Annotated in this window: 15 protein-coding genes and 1 pseudogene; 13 read left to right on the forward strand and 3 right to left on the reverse strand. The window is 70.3% G+C overall.

What is annotated here, in order from left to right; genetic code table 11:
* Window positions 1-13: 13 nt before the first annotated feature.
* Window positions 14-850, reverse strand: coding sequence for an SDR family NAD(P)-dependent oxidoreductase (locus CXY82_RS09415; RefSeq protein ID WP_104170704.1), 837 nt, complete (start codon window positions 848-850; stop codon window positions 14-16).
* A gap of 120 nt (window positions 851-970) precedes the next feature.
* Between CXY82_RS09415 and CXY82_RS09420 the strand changes: the two genes are divergently transcribed.
* From CXY82_RS09420 to CXY82_RS18305, 7 genes and pseudogenes are all read left to right on the forward strand, one after another.
* Entirely contained in the window at window positions 971-1,909 is a 939-nt protein-coding gene (locus CXY82_RS09420) for an ABC transporter ATP-binding protein (RefSeq protein WP_104170705.1), read from the forward strand.
* A 95-nt stretch (window positions 1,910-2,004) separates the two neighbouring features.
* A complete protein-coding gene (locus CXY82_RS09425; RefSeq protein ID WP_104170706.1) occupies window positions 2,005-3,063 on the forward strand; it encodes an aliphatic sulfonate ABC transporter substrate-binding protein in 1,059 nt (352 codons plus the stop codon).
* 118 nt (window positions 3,064-3,181) lie between these two features.
* Window positions 3,182-4,075 (forward strand): ABC transporter permease, encoded by an 894-nt coding sequence (locus CXY82_RS09430; protein ID WP_104170707.1) that lies wholly within the window; start codon window positions 3,182-3,184, stop codon window positions 4,073-4,075.
* Window positions 4,066-6,153 carry an acetate--CoA ligase gene (acs, locus tag CXY82_RS09435; protein WP_233199277.1) on the forward strand — a complete coding sequence of 696 codons (2,088 nt, stop codon included), beginning with the start codon at window positions 4,066-4,068 and terminating at the stop codon, window positions 6,151-6,153. Before CXY82_RS09430 ends, acs begins: the two co-directional genes overlap by 10 nt.
* A gap of 83 nt (window positions 6,154-6,236) precedes the next feature.
* On the forward strand, window positions 6,237-6,830 hold the full coding sequence (locus CXY82_RS09440; protein ID WP_104170708.1) for a hypothetical protein: 594 nt from the start codon (window positions 6,237-6,239) through the stop codon (window positions 6,828-6,830).
* 176 nt (window positions 6,831-7,006) lie between these two features.
* A pseudogene (locus CXY82_RS18300) lies at window positions 7,007-7,315 on the forward strand (histidine phosphatase family protein); the annotation flags it as partial.
* A 76-nt stretch (window positions 7,316-7,391) separates the two neighbouring features.
* A complete protein-coding gene (locus CXY82_RS18305; protein ID WP_255408581.1) occupies window positions 7,392-7,808 on the forward strand; it encodes a 2,3-bisphosphoglycerate-dependent phosphoglycerate mutase in 417 nt (138 codons plus the stop codon).
* Between the two features lie 66 nt (window positions 7,809-7,874).
* Here CXY82_RS18305 and CXY82_RS09450 read toward each other — a convergent pair whose 3' ends face one another.
* Window positions 7,875-9,041: a glycerate kinase gene (locus tag CXY82_RS09450; RefSeq protein ID WP_104170733.1), complete on the reverse strand. Its 1,167-nt coding sequence runs from the start codon at window positions 9,039-9,041 to the stop codon at window positions 7,875-7,877.
* 86 nt (window positions 9,042-9,127) lie between these two features.
* Here CXY82_RS09450 and CXY82_RS09455 point away from each other — a divergent pair, with 86 nt between their 5' ends.
* Both CXY82_RS09455 and CXY82_RS09460 read left to right on the forward strand, forming a co-directional pair.
* The gene (locus tag CXY82_RS09455) at window positions 9,128-10,120 is read left to right on the forward strand and encodes an LLM class F420-dependent oxidoreductase (protein ID WP_104170709.1); all 993 of its coding nucleotides are present in this window, start codon (window positions 9,128-9,130) and stop codon (window positions 10,118-10,120) included.
* A gap of 78 nt (window positions 10,121-10,198) precedes the next feature.
* On the forward strand, window positions 10,199-11,437 hold the full coding sequence (locus CXY82_RS09460; protein ID WP_104170710.1) for a class I SAM-dependent methyltransferase: 1,239 nt from the start codon (window positions 10,199-10,201) through the stop codon (window positions 11,435-11,437).
* Window positions 11,438-11,496: 59 nt separating this feature from the next.
* On the opposite strand, the gene CXY82_RS09465 is transcribed toward CXY82_RS09460, so the two are convergent.
* A complete protein-coding gene (locus CXY82_RS09465) occupies window positions 11,497-11,877 on the reverse strand; it encodes a DUF1622 domain-containing protein (protein ID WP_104170711.1) in 381 nt (126 codons plus the stop codon).
* Window positions 11,878-12,303: 426 nt separating this feature from the next.
* Between CXY82_RS09465 and CXY82_RS09470 the strand changes: the two genes are divergently transcribed.
* From CXY82_RS09470 to CXY82_RS09485, 4 genes are all read left to right on the forward strand, one after another.
* Window positions 12,304-13,707: a DUF6421 family protein gene (locus CXY82_RS09470; RefSeq protein ID WP_104170712.1), complete on the forward strand. Its 1,404-nt coding sequence runs from the start codon at window positions 12,304-12,306 to the stop codon at window positions 13,705-13,707.
* Window positions 13,700-14,371 (forward strand): SDR family NAD(P)-dependent oxidoreductase, encoded by a 672-nt coding sequence (locus CXY82_RS09475; protein WP_233199278.1) that lies wholly within the window; start codon window positions 13,700-13,702, stop codon window positions 14,369-14,371. Before CXY82_RS09470 ends, CXY82_RS09475 begins: the two co-directional genes overlap by 8 nt.
* Before the next feature lie 58 nt (window positions 14,372-14,429).
* Window positions 14,430-15,314 carry an ABC transporter ATP-binding protein gene (locus CXY82_RS09480; protein ID WP_104170734.1) on the forward strand — a complete coding sequence of 295 codons (885 nt, stop codon included), beginning with the start codon at window positions 14,430-14,432 and terminating at the stop codon, window positions 15,312-15,314.
* Window positions 15,315-15,430: 116 nt separating this feature from the next.
* Window positions 15,431-16,468 (forward strand): ABC transporter permease, encoded by a 1,038-nt coding sequence (locus CXY82_RS09485; RefSeq protein ID WP_104170735.1) that lies wholly within the window; start codon window positions 15,431-15,433, stop codon window positions 16,466-16,468.
* The last annotated feature ends 153 nt before the right edge of the window (window positions 16,469-16,621 follow it).

The following is a 16,621-nucleotide window of genomic DNA, read 5'->3' on the forward strand; positions in this document are numbered from 1 at the left end:
ACCGGGGCTCGGGTCAGGGGCGACCGGTGAATTTGTCCATGGAGCCGTAGACACCGAAGACGCGACCCGCGACGACGTCCCACAGGGGCAGCGGCAGCAGACCGCGGACCACCTTCGAGAGCACGACCGTCCACGGCATGGTGAGCATGGGCTTGCCCGCGAGCATCGCCTGCCAGACCCGTTCGACCACATATTCCGGCGTCAGCACCGGCGTCAGCAGCGGACCGCGGGCACCCTCGAACATCCCGGTCGAAATGTAGCTGGGGCAGACGGTCGTGACCTTCACGTGCCCGAACCGTTGCTGCTTGAGCTCCAGACGCAGCGAGTCGCCCCACCCGATCAGGGCCGCCTTCGACGCTGCATAGACGCTCATCCGGGGGTTCGAGAGCATCCCGGCCGCCGACGCGATGTTCACGATGCGCGACGCACGACCGCGATTGGCCATCATCGCCGGGAGGAACTCCCGGGCGATGTACATCGGCGCGAGCGCGTTGATCTGCATGGTCGGCCGCGTGTCCGCGCCGTTGTCGTGCTCCCAGAAGAAGGCTCCGCGCACGATGCCGGCGTTGTTGATCACGATGTCCGGGTCGCCGACCTCCGTGCGCACCCGCTGGGCGGTCTGGGCGATCGCGCCGAGGTCGGCGATGTCCACGACATACGGGACAACGAGCGTGCCCTCGCCGGCCCGATCGCCGAGGATGCCAGCCGCACGGGTCAGCGCCCCGGCGTCCCGGTCCCAGAGGATCACGGCTTTCGCGCCCTCGGCGACGGCCCGCTCGGCATAGAGGCGGCCCATGCCGCTGGCGGCACCGGTAATGAGCACACGGGCCCCGGAAACGGTTCGAGTCATGGCCCCATCATCCCAAGAAGAAGCGCCGCGTGTTACGTCGGGTTGCGGCCGGCCCAGCAGCATCCGTCTGCCCTCGGCTAACGTCAAGCAACTCTTCCCTCCCTCGACCGAAAGCCGCCCATGCCGCACCGCGCCGCACCACACGAGGCATTCGCCGATCCGGCGTCCGTGCGCGGCGCGGCGTCCAGAACCACGGCCACGACCACGACCACAACCGGAAACTCGGCCTGCACAGTCGAGTTCGAGGCGATCGGCCGCACGTTCGCCCCCGCCACGACCCGCGGGGCCACCGCCCTACCCCCGGTGCTCCGCGACGTTTCCCTCACGGTGCGGCCCGGCGAGGTGCTGGCGGTTCTGGGCACGAGCGGATGCGGCAAGTCCACTCTGCTCCGCATCGCGGGCGGCCTCGACTCCCCGACCACCGGCCAGGTGAGAATCGACGGCTCGCCCGTCGCCGGCATCGACCCGCGCTGCGCGGTCGGATTTCAGGAGCCGCGCCTGCTGCCCTGGCGCACCGTCACCGAGAACATCGCACTGGGACTGCCCCGCGGCACCCCGCGGGCCGCCGGCCGCGCCCGCGTCGCCGAACTGATCGAGCTGGTCGGTCTGGCCGCGTTCGCCGGCCACCGCCCCCAGGCCATCTCCGGCGGGATGGCGCAGCGTGCCTCCCTCGCCCGGGCGTTGGCCCGCAACCCGGGCGTTCTGCTGCTCGACGAACCGTTCGGTGCCCTCGACGCGCTCACCCGCCTGAAGATGCAGGACCTCCTGCTCGACGTGCACGCCCAGGCGCCGACGACGGTCCTCCTGGTCACGCACGACGTCGACGAGGCGCTGCAATTGGCCGACCGGATCATCCTGCTCGGCCGGCCCGACAACGACACCCGCGCCGGCGCGACCATCGTGCAGGAACTCACCGTTCCCGGGGCCCGCCCCCGCGACCGCGGCTCGGCGGAACTCGCCGAACTGCGCGGACGACTTCTCGCCGGGCTCGGCATCGACCGCCACGGCGAGGCACGCGGGCTCGCCGTGACCTCTACCATCCCGGCCTTCCCCTACTGACTTTTCTGCCTCACCACTTCACCACCGCACTGCTTTCACCACCGCTTTCCCACACCGGGTGCAGCATCCGCTGCCCAATCAACTGAGAGATCCCGATGACACAGCACCGCTCCACCACACGAATCGCGCTCCTTGCCGTCGCAACCGCCGCCGCCCTGCTGCTCACCGGCTGCGTCGCGGGTGAAAACCAGCCGGTCGCCGAGCCGGCCGAGGCCGCCGAAGCGGGTAAGGCCACCGTCACCACCGGCGGCACCCTCAACATCGACTTCGCCACCTACAACCCGCTCAGCCTGGTGATCAAGGACCAGGGCTGGCTCGAGGATGCCCTCAGCGACCAGGACATCGCCGTGAACTGGGTGCAGTCGGCCGGCTCCAACAAGGCCAACGAGGCACTGCGCGCCAATGCCATCGACGTGGGTTCCACCGCCGGCTCGGCTGCGCTGCTGTTCCGCTCGAACGGCTCGCCGATCCAGGTCATCGACATCTTCTCGCAGCCCGAGTGGGCGGCCCTCGTCGTTCCCGGCGACTCCGCGATCACCGACGTCGCCGATCTCAAGGGCAAGCAGATCGCCGCCACCAAGGGCACCGACCCCTACTTCTTCCTGCTCCAGTCTCTGGAGGAGGCCGGACTCACCCTCGACGACGTGACCGTGCAGAACCTGCAGCACGCCGACGGCTGGGCTGCCCTCCAGAACGGCTCGGTCGACGCCTGGGCCGGACTCGACCCGATCATGGCCGGTGCCGAGGCTGCCGGCGCGGAGCTGCTCTACCGCAACGTCGACTTCAACAGCTACGGGTTCCTCAACGCCACCGAAAGCTTCCTGACCGAGAAGCCCGATGTGGCCCAGACCGTCGTCGACGTCTACGAGCACGCCCGCGCCTGGGCGCTGGAGAACCCCAACCAGACCGCCGAGATCCTGGCCGGCGTCTCGGGCCTCGACCTCGCCGTGGCCACCACGGTGATCACCGAGCGCTCCAACCTCGACGTGGACAACGTGCCCGGCAAGGCCCAGCTCACGGTGCTTAAGAAGATCGGCCCGACCTTCGTCGCCGCCGGTGACGTGGCAGCGCAGAGCCAGATCGACGACGCCCTCGACACGATCGTCAACGACAGCTTCGCCACGAAGGCCGACCCGTCGGTCGTCACGGAGTAATCAGGAACCACCGTAGCGCCGTCCGGGGCGGGCAACCGCCCCGGACACCCGCACCACCAGCACCCCCTGCACCCAGCACCCCGGCCCCACCAGCGCCACCCACCGAGAGGACGCGACCATGACCGAGACTGTGCCCCGCACGCTGCCGCGCACGTCGGCCCGGACCGTGCCCGACGCCACCGCCGCCGCCACCGCATTCGCATTCGCTGCATCCGCCCCCGTCGCCCGCACGGCGCGTGCCCCGCGCCGGCCGCTCGCCTCGCGCGGCTGGATCGCCCTCGGCGGCGGAGCGGTCCTGCCGGTCCTGATCCTCGCGGCCTGGCAGCTCACCACCGCGCTCGGCGTGTTCACGATGGCCCAACTGCCCTCCCCCGCGATGGTCTGGCAGGCCGGCGTCGACCTGTTCGCGAGCGGGCTGCTCGGCCAGTACGCGGCGATCTCCACCCAGCGGGTGCTCATCGGTTTCGCCGTCGGCGCCGCCCTGGGCATCGCCCTGGGCGCCCTGGTCGGCCTGTCCCGAGCCGCCGACGTACTGTTCGCCCCTACCCTCGGCGCCATCCGGGCGGTGCCGTCGCTCGCCTGGGTTCCCCTGCTCATCCTCTGGCTGAAGATCGGCGAGGAGTCCAAGCTCACCCTGATCGCCATCGGCGCCTTCTTCCCCGTTTACACGACCGTGTCGGCGGCGCTGCGGCACGTCGACCGTCAGCTCGTGGAGGCGGGCCGCGCGTTCGGCCTGCGCGGGGCGCGCCTGTTCACGGCCGTGCAGCTGCCTGCGGTGATCCCCGCCGTGGTCTCAGGGCTGCGGCTGGCTCTGGCCCAGGCCTGGCTGTTCCTCGTGGCCGCCGAGCTGATCGCCTCCTCGATGGGGCTGGGCTTCCTGCTGATCGACTCCCAGAACAACGGCCGCATCGACCGCATCCTGCTCGCCATCATCCTGCTCGCCATCCTCGGCAAGCTGACGGATGCCGCCGTTGGCCTCTTCGAGCGCTGGGCGAACCGCAAATGGGCCTGACGCCGATGCCGGCCCCGCTCGATCCGGCGAGCGCCACCATCCGTAATCTCCTGACCGAAACCCGGCGCTACCCGGCCCCGGCCGCCTTCGCGGCGCAGGCCAACGTGGACGCCACCTGGTGGGACCGGGCCGCCGCCGATCCGATCGCGTTCTGGGCCGAGCAGGCCAACCGCCTCGACTGGGCCGAGCCGTGGCACACCGACCACACCTGGCAGCCGGCCAGGGCGGACGCCAACGGCGTGCTCTCCATTCCCCGCGCCGAGTGGTTCGCGGGCGGCAAGCTCAACGTGGCCGTCAACTGCGTCGACCGGCACGTGGCCGCCGGCAAGGGCGACAAGGTCGCCTTCTACTTCGAGGGAGAGCCCGGCGACCGCCGAACGATCACCTATGCCGAACTCGAACGCGCGGTGAACCGCGCCGCCAACACGCTTACCGACCTCGGCATCGTGCCAGGCGACCGGGTCGTGCTCTACCTGCCGGTGATCCTCGAAACCATCATCATCACCCTCGCCATCGCGCGCCTCGGCGCCGTGCACTCGCTCGTCTTCGGCGGCTTCTCCGCCGAGGCGCTGCGGTTCCGGGTCGAGGACACCGGCGCGAAGCTGCTCGTGACCACCGACGGCCAGTTCCGCCGGGGTCAGGCCGTGCCGGTCAAGGCCGCGGCCGACGAGGCCGTCGCGGGCGTGGACTCGATCGAGCACGTGCTCGTGGTGCGCCGCACCGGCGACCTGACCCCCGACATCCCCTTCACGCCGGGCCGGGGTGTCTGGTGGCACGACAGCGTCGACCTCGCCTCCCCCGTGCACGAACCCGCGTACTTCGACGCGGAGACCCCGCTGTTCATCATCTACACCTCGGGCACGACGGGTACTCCGAAGGGGCTCGTGCACACCAGCGGCGGGTACCTCACGCACACCTCCTGGAGCCACTGGGCCGTCTTCGACGTCAAGGACGACGACGTGCACTGGTGCACGGCCGACCTGGCCTGGATTACCGCTCACAGCTATGTGCACTACGGGCCGCTCTCCAACGGCACCACCTCGGTGATCTACGAGGGAACGCCGAACACCCCGCATCCGGGCCGGCACCTCGAGATCATCGAGCGCTACGGGGTGACCACCTATTACACGGCGCCAACACTCATCCGCACGTTGATGACGTGGTTCCCGGAAGGGCTGCCGAGCGAGTTCGACCTGTCCAGCATCCGTCTGCTCGGGTCGGTCGGCGAGGCCATCAACCCGGAGGCCTGGGTGTGGTTCCGCGAGAACATCGGCGCCGGCAGCGCCCCCATTGTAGACACCTGGTGGCAGTCTGAGACCGGCGCCGCCGTGATGGCGCCGCTACCGGGCGTCAGCACGCTCAAGCCCGGTTCGGCCCTGCGCGCCCTGCCGGGCCTGACGACCCACGTCGTCGACGACCACGGCCGGCCGGTGCCGTTCGGCTCCGGCGGCTACCTCGTGATCGAGGGCGCCTGGCCAGGCATGGCCCGCACCGTCTGGGGCGACCCCGAGCGCTACCGCGACTCCTACTGGGCCCGGTTCGCGAAGCAGGGCTTCTTCTTCTCCGGCGACGGCGCGAAATACGACGACGACGGCGACATCTGGCTCCTCGGCCGCGTCGACGACGTCATCAACGTGTCCGGGCACCGCTTGTCGACGATCGAGATAGAGTCGGCGCTCGTCGCACATCCGCTGGTCGGCGAGGCCGGCGTCGTCGGCGTGACGGATGCGAGAACAGGCGAGGCCATCGCGGCCTTCGTGATCCCGGCCGCGGCACCGCGCCCCACCAGCGGTTCCGGCGAGCGCGGCAACCTGGGCGACCCCGCGGTCTGGCTGGCCGCCCGCGGCACCCTCGAGCCGCTGCTGCGCGCGCACGTCACACAGGCCATCGGGGTCGTCGCCCGGCCGCAGGAGGTGTTCGTTGTGCCTGACCTGCCCAAGACCCGCTCGGGCAAGATCATGCGCCGCCTCCTCGGCGATATCGTGGCCGGTCGTGCGCTCGGCGACGTGACTGCGCTCCAGGACGACTCGGTTCCGGGCCGCATCGCCGTGATCGTGGCGGCCGCGCGGCAGCGCTGAGCGCACGGTTCCAGCACCTACCCAGCGACGGGTGGAATCGTAGGGACCAACGCCCCAGACCACCCGAGCCAGAGGAGCACACCATGGGATTCTTCGACCGCCTCTTCGGAACCGAGCCCCAGCAGCCGGAACAGCAGCGACGCGCGGCCGCACCGCAGCGCACCGACGACGAGATCGCCGTCGATCGCTATCAGTACCTACTGCGCACGGCACCGCCCGAGACGATCGAGCAGGTGCACGCGGAGGCCTTCAGCAAACTGAACGATGAGCAACGCGACCTGCTGTTCCGCCAGCTGAGCGAGAACGCCAACGCCAGCGAGCGCCCGGCGAACGCCGAACCGGCAACACTGGCCCAGGTGGCCACCCGGGCGGAGCTGCGCCAGCCCGGCACCCTCACCCGCGCCTTCGGCAACCAGGGCCAGGGCGGGCCGAGCTTCGGCAGCATGGTCGGCAGCTCCCTGCTCGGCACCGTGGCGGGCTATGTCATCGCGTCGACGCTGATGAGCGCCTTCCTGCCCATGGACTCCGGCGGCGCGGATGCCTCGGGCGCCGACTCCGGTTCCGGCGACTCCGCCGGCGATTCCGGCGGCGATTCCGGCGGCGATTCCGGCGGCGACGCGGGTTCCGGCGGCGACTCCGGCGGCGGCGATTTCGGCGGCGGCGATTTCGGCTTCTGAGCCCACCCCCTCCCGCGAGAGTCGCTCCCGCTCAACCCGGCCACTCCCCGCCGGGCAGTGGTCACTGCGGGGCTGTAGCCTGAGGATTCGCGGCGGAAGATCCGCGACGGCTGAGGCATCCGCCGGCTGAGACTCGAACTGGGCCTGTCACCGTTCGTGAAACGGGGGTGTTGATCGTGCTGCGGCACGGCCAGAGCACCGCGAACGCCGCCGGGCTGTTCACGGGCGTTCTGGATGCGCCGCTGTCGGATCAGGGGATCCGCGAGGCGCACACGGCCACCGTCCTCCTCAACCTTGCGCTGCCGGGCGAACGGCCACCGACCACCGGCACCGGCACCGGCTCTCCGGCCATGATCACGGCACCAGCACCCGCTGCAGCACCTGTCACCCTGTTCACCTCGACGCTGACGCGCGCCCGGCAGACCGCCGCGATCGTCGCCGCCGGTCTAGCCCGCCCGCCGGTCGGCTGCGGCGCCGACTGGCGACTGAACGAACACAATTACGGCGCGCTGACCGGCCGTTCCACAGACGATGTGCGCCGAGTTCGGCGAGGAACAGTTCGTGGCCTGGCGCCGCTCGGTCGCCGAGGCCCCGCCCGCCATGGGCGACCTGCTCTACGACGAGTTCGCCGACACCGCCCTGTTCCGCGCGCTGCCGGCGGCCGCACTGAACCGCACCGAGGCGCTCAGCGACGTCATCACCCGAGTGGATGCCTTCCTCACCGAGCGCGTCGACCCGCTTCTCGCCCGCGGCGAGACCGTGCTCGTGGTGGCCCACGGCATATCCCTGCGGGCTCTGTGCGCGGTGATCGACGGCCTGTCCGACGGGCAGATCCGCGACCTGAACCTGCCCACCGGACAGCCGTTGGTCTACCGTTTCGACGCCCGGGGGCGTCCCGTGCTGTTCGGCGGCCGCTACCTCGACTCCGTCACCGCGCTGGCAGCCGCCCTCACCCTCGCGAATGAGGGCGGTACCTGACGATCTCGAGCGTGTGATCTCGGGCGTGTGATCTCGAGCCGTTCGTGACGTTCCGGCTCCCGTCGCCTAGCTTGTCTGCGCCCCGCGGGCCGCCCCGGCCGACAGCCCGAGGGCGAGGATACGGCACACCGTGGCGGCGGCCCGTTCGAGGTTCGCCGGGCCATCCGTCAGTGCCTGCGGGAGGTCGCTGACCTCCTGAACGATCGGCACCAGCGCGGCGAAGCCCTGGTCATAGAGCACCTCGGACCCGGGTCCTACCCGGCCCGCGAACGCGATCACGGGCACACCGTTGCGCGCGGCAGCCTCGGCCACGCCGAGCGGGGTCTTGCCGTGCAGGGTCTGCCCGTCGATGCTGCCCTCGCCGGTGAAAACGAAGTCGGCCCCGCTCAGGCGACGCTCGAGGAGGGCGGCCTCCATCACCACCTCGACGCCCCGCCGCATGCGGGAGTCGAAGCAGGCGAGGAAGGCCGCGCCGAGCCCGCCGGCCGCGCCGGCGCCGGGCAGCTCCGCCACGGAACGCCCGGAATCCGCGGTCAGCACCCACGCGAAGACCGTGAGGGCCTCCTCGAGGTCCCGCACGGCCTGCGGATCGGCGCCTTTCTGCGGGCCGAAGACGGCGGTGGCGCCGCCCGGACCGAGCAGCGGATTGGCGACATCGCTCGCGATCTCGAACGACGCGGACCGCGCCCGCGGGTCGAGTCCTTCCAGGTCGATCCGGCAGAGCCGCGCAAGCGCCGCTCCCCCGCAGTTCAGGTCACGTTCGGCGGAATCGAACAGACGAGCGCCGAGGGCGTGAAGCATGCCAGCCCCTCCGTCGTTGGTCACCGAGCCGCCCAGCCCGATCACGAACCGGCTCGCACCGCGGTCCAGCGCGTCGGTGATGAGCTGCCCGACGCCGTACGTGCTGGCGGTGCGCGCGTCCCGGTCGGCTGCGGCGACGAGATGGATGCCGGCCGACGCCGCAACCTCGATGATCGCCAGCTGCTCGGCGGCCACATAGCCGTAGGCGGCCAGTACCGGGCGTCCGCGGGCATCCTGAACCTCGGTCTCCACGATCTCGCCGCCACAGGCGGCAACCATCGCGTTCACGGTGCCCTCGCCGCCGTCGGCCATCGGCACCCGCACGCACTCGGCGCCGGGGAAGACGGAACGGATGCCGCGCTCCAGGGCCGTGGCGGCCTCGGCGGCCGACATGGATTCCTTGAACGAGTCGGGGGCCAGAACGAACTTCATGGTGTTGATCTTCCCGGTCCCGGGCACCAGCTGCAACTGCAGGGCGCAGGACGCAGCATCCGCAACCCCCGCGTAGGCTCGAAACCATGCGATTCGGACTCTTCATACCTCAGGGCTGGCGCCACGACCTGGTCGACATCGATCCCGTCGAACAGTGGGCGACCATGAGCGGCCTCGCCGCGCACGCCGACGCCGGCGAGTGGGAGTCGATCTGGGTGTACGACCACTTCCACACCGTGCCGGTGCCGAGCGAGGAGGCCACCCACGAAGCCTGGACGCTGATGAGCGCGTTCGCCGCCACCACGACACGGGTGCGCCTCGGCCAGATGTGCACCTGCATCAGCTACCGCAACCCGGCCTACCTCGCGAAGGTCGCCTCGACCATCGACATCATCTCCGGCGGACGCGTCGAAATGGGCATCGGCGCCGGCTGGTACGAGCACGAATGGCGCGCTTACGGCTATGGCTTCCCGCGCGCCGGCGAGCGCCTCGCACGCCTCGACGAGGGCGTGCAGATCATGCGCCAGGCCTGGGCCACCGGTAAGGCCACCCTCGACGGACAGCATTACCAGGTGGACGGCGCCATCGTGCGGCCGCTACCACTGCAGGACGGAGGCATCCCGGTCTGGATCGCCGGCGGCGGCGAGAAGGTCACCCTCAAGATCGCGGCGAAGTACGCGAACTACACGAACTTCGACGGCTCCCCCGAGGGCTTCTCGCACAAGAGCGAGTTGCTCGAGGCGCACTGCATGGCGGAAGGCACCGATTTCGGCGCGATCACCCGCTCGGCGAACTACAACACCGTGATCGCGGCGACGGAGGCCGAGGTCGCCGACCGTCTCGACGCCATCGAGGCCCGGGTCACCCCCTACCTCGGTTCGGAGGGCGCGGCGGCATTCATGGCCGAGTACCGCAGCGGCGAGGCGCAGGGCGTCGGCACACCGGAACAGGTCGTCGAGCGCCTGAACGGCATGAAGGCACGCGGCCTCGGCTACGCCATCCACTACTTCCCGGAGGCCGCCTACGACCGCTCGGGTCTGGAACTCTTCGAACGCGAGGTCATGCCCGCGCTGCGTTGATCGGGCCGCACCCCGCGCTCTCCCGCCGGCCCCGGCACGCCCACCCCACCCCACCCCACCCGCGCAAAGATGGAACCCATGACCAGCACGAACACGGCGACCGCGCCCGCCCGCATCACCTGGGCGGAGGCCGGGCGGACCCGGTCGGCCCTCTGGCACTCGGAGAGCGGTTGGGCGCCGCCGGAACGCGTCGTCATCGCCGACGACACGATGACCGGGGATGCCGCCTACCGCCACACGAAGGCTGGCACCGGCATGCTCTGGCGCGGCGATTTCCTGGGTGCCCGCCAGTTGCTCAGCGCCCTCGCCCGCCGCATCGACCACGGCCGGCACGCGCCCGCCACCGACCTGGCCGCCGCTTTCCGGCACTACCGCTCCGAGGCGCTGCGCCGCTCCCGGCTGCTCGGCCTGGTGCTCGTGCCGCTCGACGCCGACTACACCGTTCCGCTCCGCCGCGCGCCCGACGTGCGCCAGGCCTGCACCGAGACCTACGGCCCGGCGACGGATGCCTCGGTCACCGCTCTGCGCGAGCTCCTCGGCGTCATCGGGGCGCACGAGTGGCGCACGACCGGGGTCGACGTGCCCGCGCTCGGCGCCCGCATCCACCCGCACTACGGGGTGTTCTCGCCCGTGCGCGGCGAATACCTCGACCTGGTGAACACGGCCCCGCTGCCGGCAGCCTGGGCCGGAGGTTCTGCGGCTGAGGCCGGCTCGATCGCCGGGGCCGCCACCGCGTTCGACATCGGCACGGGCACCGGGGTGCTCGCTGCGGTGCTGGCGCGACGCGGCATCCGTCACGTGGTCGGCACCGACCAGGAGCCACGGGCGCTGACCTGCGCGCGCGCGAACATCGGGCGGCTCGGGCTGGCCGGTGCGGTCGAGATCATCAAGGCCGATCTGTTCCCCGCCGGCCGCGCCGACCTCGTGGTCTGCAACCCGCCGTGGATTCCCGCGTCCGCCGTCACCGCCACCGACTTCGCCGTCTACGACCCCGACAGCCGGATGTTGCGGGGCTTCCTGGCCGGGCTGGCCGACCACCTCCAGGCGGCCGGGGAGGGCTGGCTCGTGCTCTCCGACATCGCCGAGCACCTCGGGTTGCGCTCCCGCGGCGAACTCCTCGACCTGATCGAGGACGCGGGCCTCGAGGTCGTCGCCCGCCTGGACGCCAAACCCGTGCACGGCCGCGCCGCCGACGCGTCCGATCCCCTGCACGCCGCCCGGTCGAAGGAAGTGACGTCGCTCTGGCGGTTGCGGGCCGTCTCTCCGCCGGCCCAGTCGACTAACGATGCCCCCGACGCGCCCGACGCCGTTCGGTGAACCGTCAGGTTTAAGGGGTGCGCGGCGGCGCCCACCCCTCGAACGTGTCGTTTCGAGCGCTACTTGAGGTTCGGCGTGCCGCCCTTGGTCGCGGCGAGGCGCCAGCGGGACCAGGGCCAGATGCCGTCCATCTCCACCTCAAGCGAGAAGCTGAGCAGCACCCGGATCACCACGATCGCGCCGAGCACCAGCACGCTCTGCGGGGTCGGATCCACCAGAATCGTGCGGATGATATCGGCGATGATCAGCACTTCGAGCCCGAGCAGGATGGCCCGGCCCAGATTGCGACGCAACTTCTCATAGGCCCGCTGCCGGGTGTCGGCCCGCAGCGCGGTCGGCACCGCAGTGATCATCGCGGCCGCGCCGCCGAGCACCATGATGGCTGCACCGGCCGCCTCGACGATCCGCACGACCGCCGAGATCACCTCGGCAAAGTTCATCGGCGGCGCTCCTCGCTGCATGGTCGCTGCATGGTCGCCTCGACGATAGCGCAGGCCACCCCCGCGGTCGAGCCATCCGGTGGTCGAGCCTGTCGAGACCCGGCCAGCCGGTGCTCGTGCACCGCCCTCTCGCGCCGCTGAGACCGAAAGCGCCGTGTGCGCACACAATCGCCGCCGGAAGGGGGCGCTCGGCACAATGGGCGATTCTCGGAGAGTGACCGGAACAACGCGCACTTTCAACCGGAACGGGGGCTTTCGACGACCGGAGGGTCGGAACACGGCGATTCGTTGCGAGATATGGCAAGAAAACGCCCGCACCCTCCCGCTACTCTGGACCGTGGCGCCAAATGGCACCACCGGCACCACCCAGCACCACCACGAACGACCCCGCCGCGACCGCGGCACTCACGAAGAACGGAGGTTCCCATGTCGAATTACGTTGCGCACGATGCACTGGTCGGTGAGCCCGAGGTTCTCGAGGATGCCGTCACCGCCGCCGCCGCCAACCCGGCCACAAGCCCGGCCTGGCTCCGGCTCAAGTCCGCGGCCACCTCGCTGCAGGCCAGCCAGGCGCAGGACGGCTCCATCCCCGTCGCCGCCGCCCACGCGGATGCAGCGGCGCACGTCGATGTGATCGCCGCCGCCATCGACGAGCTCGCCCCGCTGTTCCCGCACGACGCCGCCTACCTCGCGGCCGTGAACCGGGACTTCACCCGCTGGAGCACCGAGGGCTTCGGCGTGCCGGATTTCTTCGACTCCCTGATGGCGTTCCAGCCGCAGCAGCAGCGGGCCGACGGCATCCGTCACCTGGTCGTGTTCCCGATGTACACGCAGAACGGCAGCGCGAACCGCTTTGTCGAGGCCGTGCTGATCGAGGTGATCTGGCCGGAATTCATCGACGAGCTCGAGCAGGAGTACACGAACAAGCTGTTCGTGCCGATCCGTTTCCTCGATTTCACGCCCGGCTACGACACCAACTCGGCCGTTTTATTCCCCGAGACCGTCGCCATGCGCCAGATCCCCTCCTTCACCTGGGGTGCGATCTTCGCCGACCGCGAAGCTGCCCGGTTCCGCCGGGTCGTGCGCGCGGCCGCCGAGATCACGCGTCTCGAACTGCCTGCCGATGCGGCGGCGCTGCTCGACGACCAGCACCTGACCGAGGAAACCTTCGTCATGTGGGACCTCATCCACGACCGCACGCACATGCGCGGCGACCTTCCGTTCGACCCGTTCATGATCAAGCAGCGAATGCCGTTCTTCCTCTACTCCCTGGAGGAACTGCGCTGCGACCTGACCGCGTTCCGCGAATCGGTCACGATCGAACGCGACGAGAACGCCAGCCCGGAAGCGCGCCGGCACGCGAAACTCGTGCAGTACGCCGTGATCTTCGACCGGATCTTCCGATTCTCGATCAGCGGCACCCGGGTGCGGAACTACGACGGGCTGGGCGGGCAGCTGCTCTTCGCGTGGATGCACCAGCACCACGTGCTGCACTGGACCGACACCCGGCTCACCTTCGACTGGGAAGCCGTGCCCGACGTGGTCATCGCGCTGGGCAAGCGAATCGACGACCTCTACTGGGCGTCGATCGACCGGCCGAAGAAGGCCCACTGGCTGGCCGCCTACGACATGATCGCGGAGACGCTCACGCCGAACCCGGCGTCGCAGTGGGCTCGCGGCCTGCCGCTGGACGTGCTTGCCGGCGCACCGAAGGGCTACACCGACCTCGTTCTGGACGACGAGTTCCCGCTGTCGATGTTCTTCGAGGCGCTCGACAAGAAGATGAAGCCCGTGATCGAGTCGACGGCCGGGCTCACCGGGCGTGACTGATACCGCAGGCAGGGCCGTCGCTGGTCGCACCGTGCTCATCGCCGGTGCGACCAGCGCGGCCGGCCGCGCCGTGGCCACCGCGCTGACGGATGCCGGCGCGCACGTGATCGCGGTCGGCACCAACGCCGAGCGCCTGCACGGCTTCCGCGCCGAGGTTCCCGGTGCCGCAACCTATGTCTGCGACCTCGGCGACTTCGCCCAGGTCACGGCCCTGGCCGACGCCGTGCACGGCGAGCACGGTCCGATCGACGGCCTGATCCACCTGGTCGGCGGCTGGCGCGGCGGCGGCGGGCTGGCCGGCCAGTCCGACGGGGACTGGGATTTCCTGCACGCGCACGTCGTCGCCACGCTGCGCAACACCACCCGCGCGTTCAACGACGACCTGCTGGCCTCGCCGGCCGGGCGCCTGGCGATCGTGTCGTCGGTGTCGGTCGACAAGCCGGCCCCGGGCGGCGCGAACTACGCCGCCGCGAAGGCCGCCGCCGAAACCTGGACCCGCGCGGTCGGCCAGGGCTTCGCGAAAGCAGGCACGGATGCCGCGGCGGTCATCTTCGTCGTGCGTGCCCTCGCCGGGCTGGAAACCGAACTTGCGACCGCGGTGGTCGGCCTGTGGGACGCGTCGGCGGCATCCGTCAACACTTCTCGCGTGCTTTTGGCCCCCTGAACCCGACGGCGGCACCCCGCGGCGCGCTAGCGTGGAACCAGGCTACAGAGGGGTGGGCATGCTCGACATCAGGACCATAAACAAGCGTTATGGCACCCGGCAGGTGCTGACCGACGTGAGTTTCGGCGTCGAGAGCGGACGCCTTACCGGCTTCGTCGGCGCGAACGGCGCCGGCAAGACAACCACCATGCGGATCATCCTGGGGGTGCTGTCGGCCGACTCCGGCACCGTGCTGCAAGACGGCGTTCCGCTGACCAGCGACGACCGCCGCCGCTTCGGCTACATGCCGGAGGAGCGCGGCCTCTACCCGAAGATGAAGGTGGGCGAGCATCTCGTCTACCTGGCCCGCCTGCACGGGTTGGGCCCGGCATCCGCCCGCCGCAACACCGCCGAGTTGCTCGACCGGCTCGGCCTCGGCGAGCGGGCCGGTGACCTGGTGCAGTCTCTCTCGCTCGGCAACCAGCAGCGCGCCCAGATCGCGGCCGCGCTCGTGCACGACCCGGAGTTCCTCGTGCTCGACGAGCCGTTCTCCGGCCTTGACCCGCTCGCGGTGGAAGTGGTCATGAGCGTGCTTTCCGGCTTCGCCGCCCAGGGCGCGCCGGTGCTGTTCTCCTCGCACCAGCTCGACATCGTCGAGCGCCTCTGCGACGACGTCGTCATCATCGCCGACGGCGAGATCCGGGCCAACGGCCCCCGAGAGCGGCTGCGCGAGCAGCACAGCAGCCCCCGGTTCGAATTGCGCACCGCGGCCGACGCTGAGTGGATCCACGCCGTGCCCGGCATCTCCGTGCTCGACCTCTCCGGGGGTGTCGCCGTGTTCGAAGCCGAAACGGATGCCGCCAGCCAGTCCGTTCTGCGCCAGGCCCTCACCCGGGCCCCGGTGACACAGTTCAGCCAGCAGCGGCCCAGCCTCGCCACCATCTTCAAGGAGATCGTGCAGTGAGCACCATCTGGAACGACCGCGCCGGCACGCCGAACATCGGACGCCCGCAGGTTCGCCCCCGGTATCCGGCGCCGAGCTTCGCCCGGAGTGTGTGGCTTGTCGCGACCCGCGAGATCATGGCCCGGCTGCGCAGCAAGGCCTTCCTGATCTCGACCGGCATCCTGCTGCTCATCTCGATCGGTTCCGTCGTCGCCGGCAGCATTGCGAGTCAGAACCTGACCATGCCGAAGGTGGCCGTCGTGGGGTCCGCCGCTCAGGTCGTCGAGCAGACCGAGTCGTTCACGATGGTGAAGGCCGATGACGTCGGCGCTGCCGAGTCCCTGGTGCGGGACGGCACCGTCTCCGCGGCGGTCGTTCCGTCCACCCGGGCGGATGCCCTGCTCGGCGTGCGCGTCATCGCCCTCGACTCCCCGCCGGTGGGTGTGCTCGCGGCCCTGAGCGTCACCCCCGCGGTGAGCCTGCTCGAGCCGACATCGCGGCAGAGCGGTGGCCTGGTCTACCTCGTCTCCCTGGGCTTCGGGCTGGTCTTCTTCATGTCGGCGATCACGTTCGGCTCGACCATCGCGCAGAGCGTCGTCGAGGAGAAGCAGACCCGGGTCGTCGAGATCCTGATGACCACCATCCCGGTGCGCGCCCTGCTCGGCGGCAAGGTGGTGGGCAACAGCATCATGGCCTTCGGGCAGATCGTGGCGATCGGCCTGCTGGTGGCGATCGGCATGGCCACGACCGGCCAGTTCGGGTTGCTGGGCACCGTGGGGCCGTCGATCGTCTGGTTCGCCGTGTTCTTCGCGTTCGGCTTCGTCATGCTTGCGGCGCTGTTCGCCGCGACCGCGTCGATGGTCTCCCGCCAGGAAGACGTGGGCTCGGCCACCTCGCCCGTGCTGTTCCTCGTGATGATTCCCTATTTTCTGGTGATCTTCTTCAACGACAACCCCACCGTGCTCGCCGTCATGTCCTACATCCCGTTCTCGGCCCCGGTCGGCATGCCGATGCGCATCTTCCTCGGCACGGCCGCCTGGTGGGAGCCGCTGCTCTCGCTGGCCATCCTGCTCGCCTCGACGGCCGTGGTCATCCTGCTGGGCTCCCGCATCTACTCGAACTCCCTGCTGCGGATGGGCGCCCGCGTTACGTTGCGCCAGGCTCTGCGCGGCTGACCTGCCGCCCCGCCAGCCCGATCCCGGCCCCGAACCCGAACCCGGCCCCGAACCAATTCGACGGTGATTTTGCTCCCACGGGCCGGTTTCGGCCCGAAATCACCGTTTCAACGCAAAATCTCCGTCAAATTCGCACACCGAGCGCACAGAAGC

Source organism: Cryobacterium sp. M23 (assembly GCF_002929655.1).
GTDB classification, from domain to species: Bacteria; Actinomycetota; Actinomycetes; order Actinomycetales; family Microbacteriaceae; genus Cryobacterium; species Cryobacterium sandaracinum.

Coding starts and splice junctions, on each gene's coding strand:
- CXY82_RS09470 (WP_104170712.1), top strand. CDS start 12,304: ATGTCGAATTACGTTGCGCACGATGCACTGGTCGGTGAGCCCGAGGTT.
- CXY82_RS09415 (WP_104170704.1), bottom strand. CDS start 850: ATGACTCGAACCGTTTCCGGGGCCCGTGTGCTCATTACCGGTGCCGCC.
- CXY82_RS09465 (WP_104170711.1), bottom strand. CDS start 11,877: ATGAACTTTGCCGAGGTGATCTCGGCGGTCGTGCGGATCGTCGAGGCG.
- acs (WP_233199277.1), top strand. CDS start 4,066: ATGGGCCTGACGCCGATGCCGGCCCCGCTCGATCCGGCGAGCGCCACC.
- CXY82_RS09430 (WP_104170707.1), top strand. CDS start 3,182: ATGACCGAGACTGTGCCCCGCACGCTGCCGCGCACGTCGGCCCGGACC.
- CXY82_RS09425 (WP_104170706.1), top strand. CDS start 2,005: ATGACACAGCACCGCTCCACCACACGAATCGCGCTCCTTGCCGTCGCA.
- CXY82_RS09485 (WP_104170735.1), top strand. CDS start 15,431: ATGGCCCGGCTGCGCAGCAAGGCCTTCCTGATCTCGACCGGCATCCTG.
- CXY82_RS09455 (WP_104170709.1), top strand. CDS start 9,128: ATGCGATTCGGACTCTTCATACCTCAGGGCTGGCGCCACGACCTGGTC.
- CXY82_RS09480 (WP_104170734.1), top strand. CDS start 14,430: ATGCTCGACATCAGGACCATAAACAAGCGTTATGGCACCCGGCAGGTG.
- CXY82_RS09440 (WP_104170708.1), top strand. CDS start 6,237: ATGGGATTCTTCGACCGCCTCTTCGGAACCGAGCCCCAGCAGCCGGAA.
- CXY82_RS09460 (WP_104170710.1), top strand. CDS start 10,199: ATGACCAGCACGAACACGGCGACCGCGCCCGCCCGCATCACCTGGGCG.
- CXY82_RS09420 (WP_104170705.1), top strand. CDS start 971: ATGCCGCACCGCGCCGCACCACACGAGGCATTCGCCGATCCGGCGTCC.
- CXY82_RS09450 (WP_104170733.1), bottom strand. CDS start 9,041: ATGAAGTTCGTTCTGGCCCCCGACTCGTTCAAGGAATCCATGTCGGCC.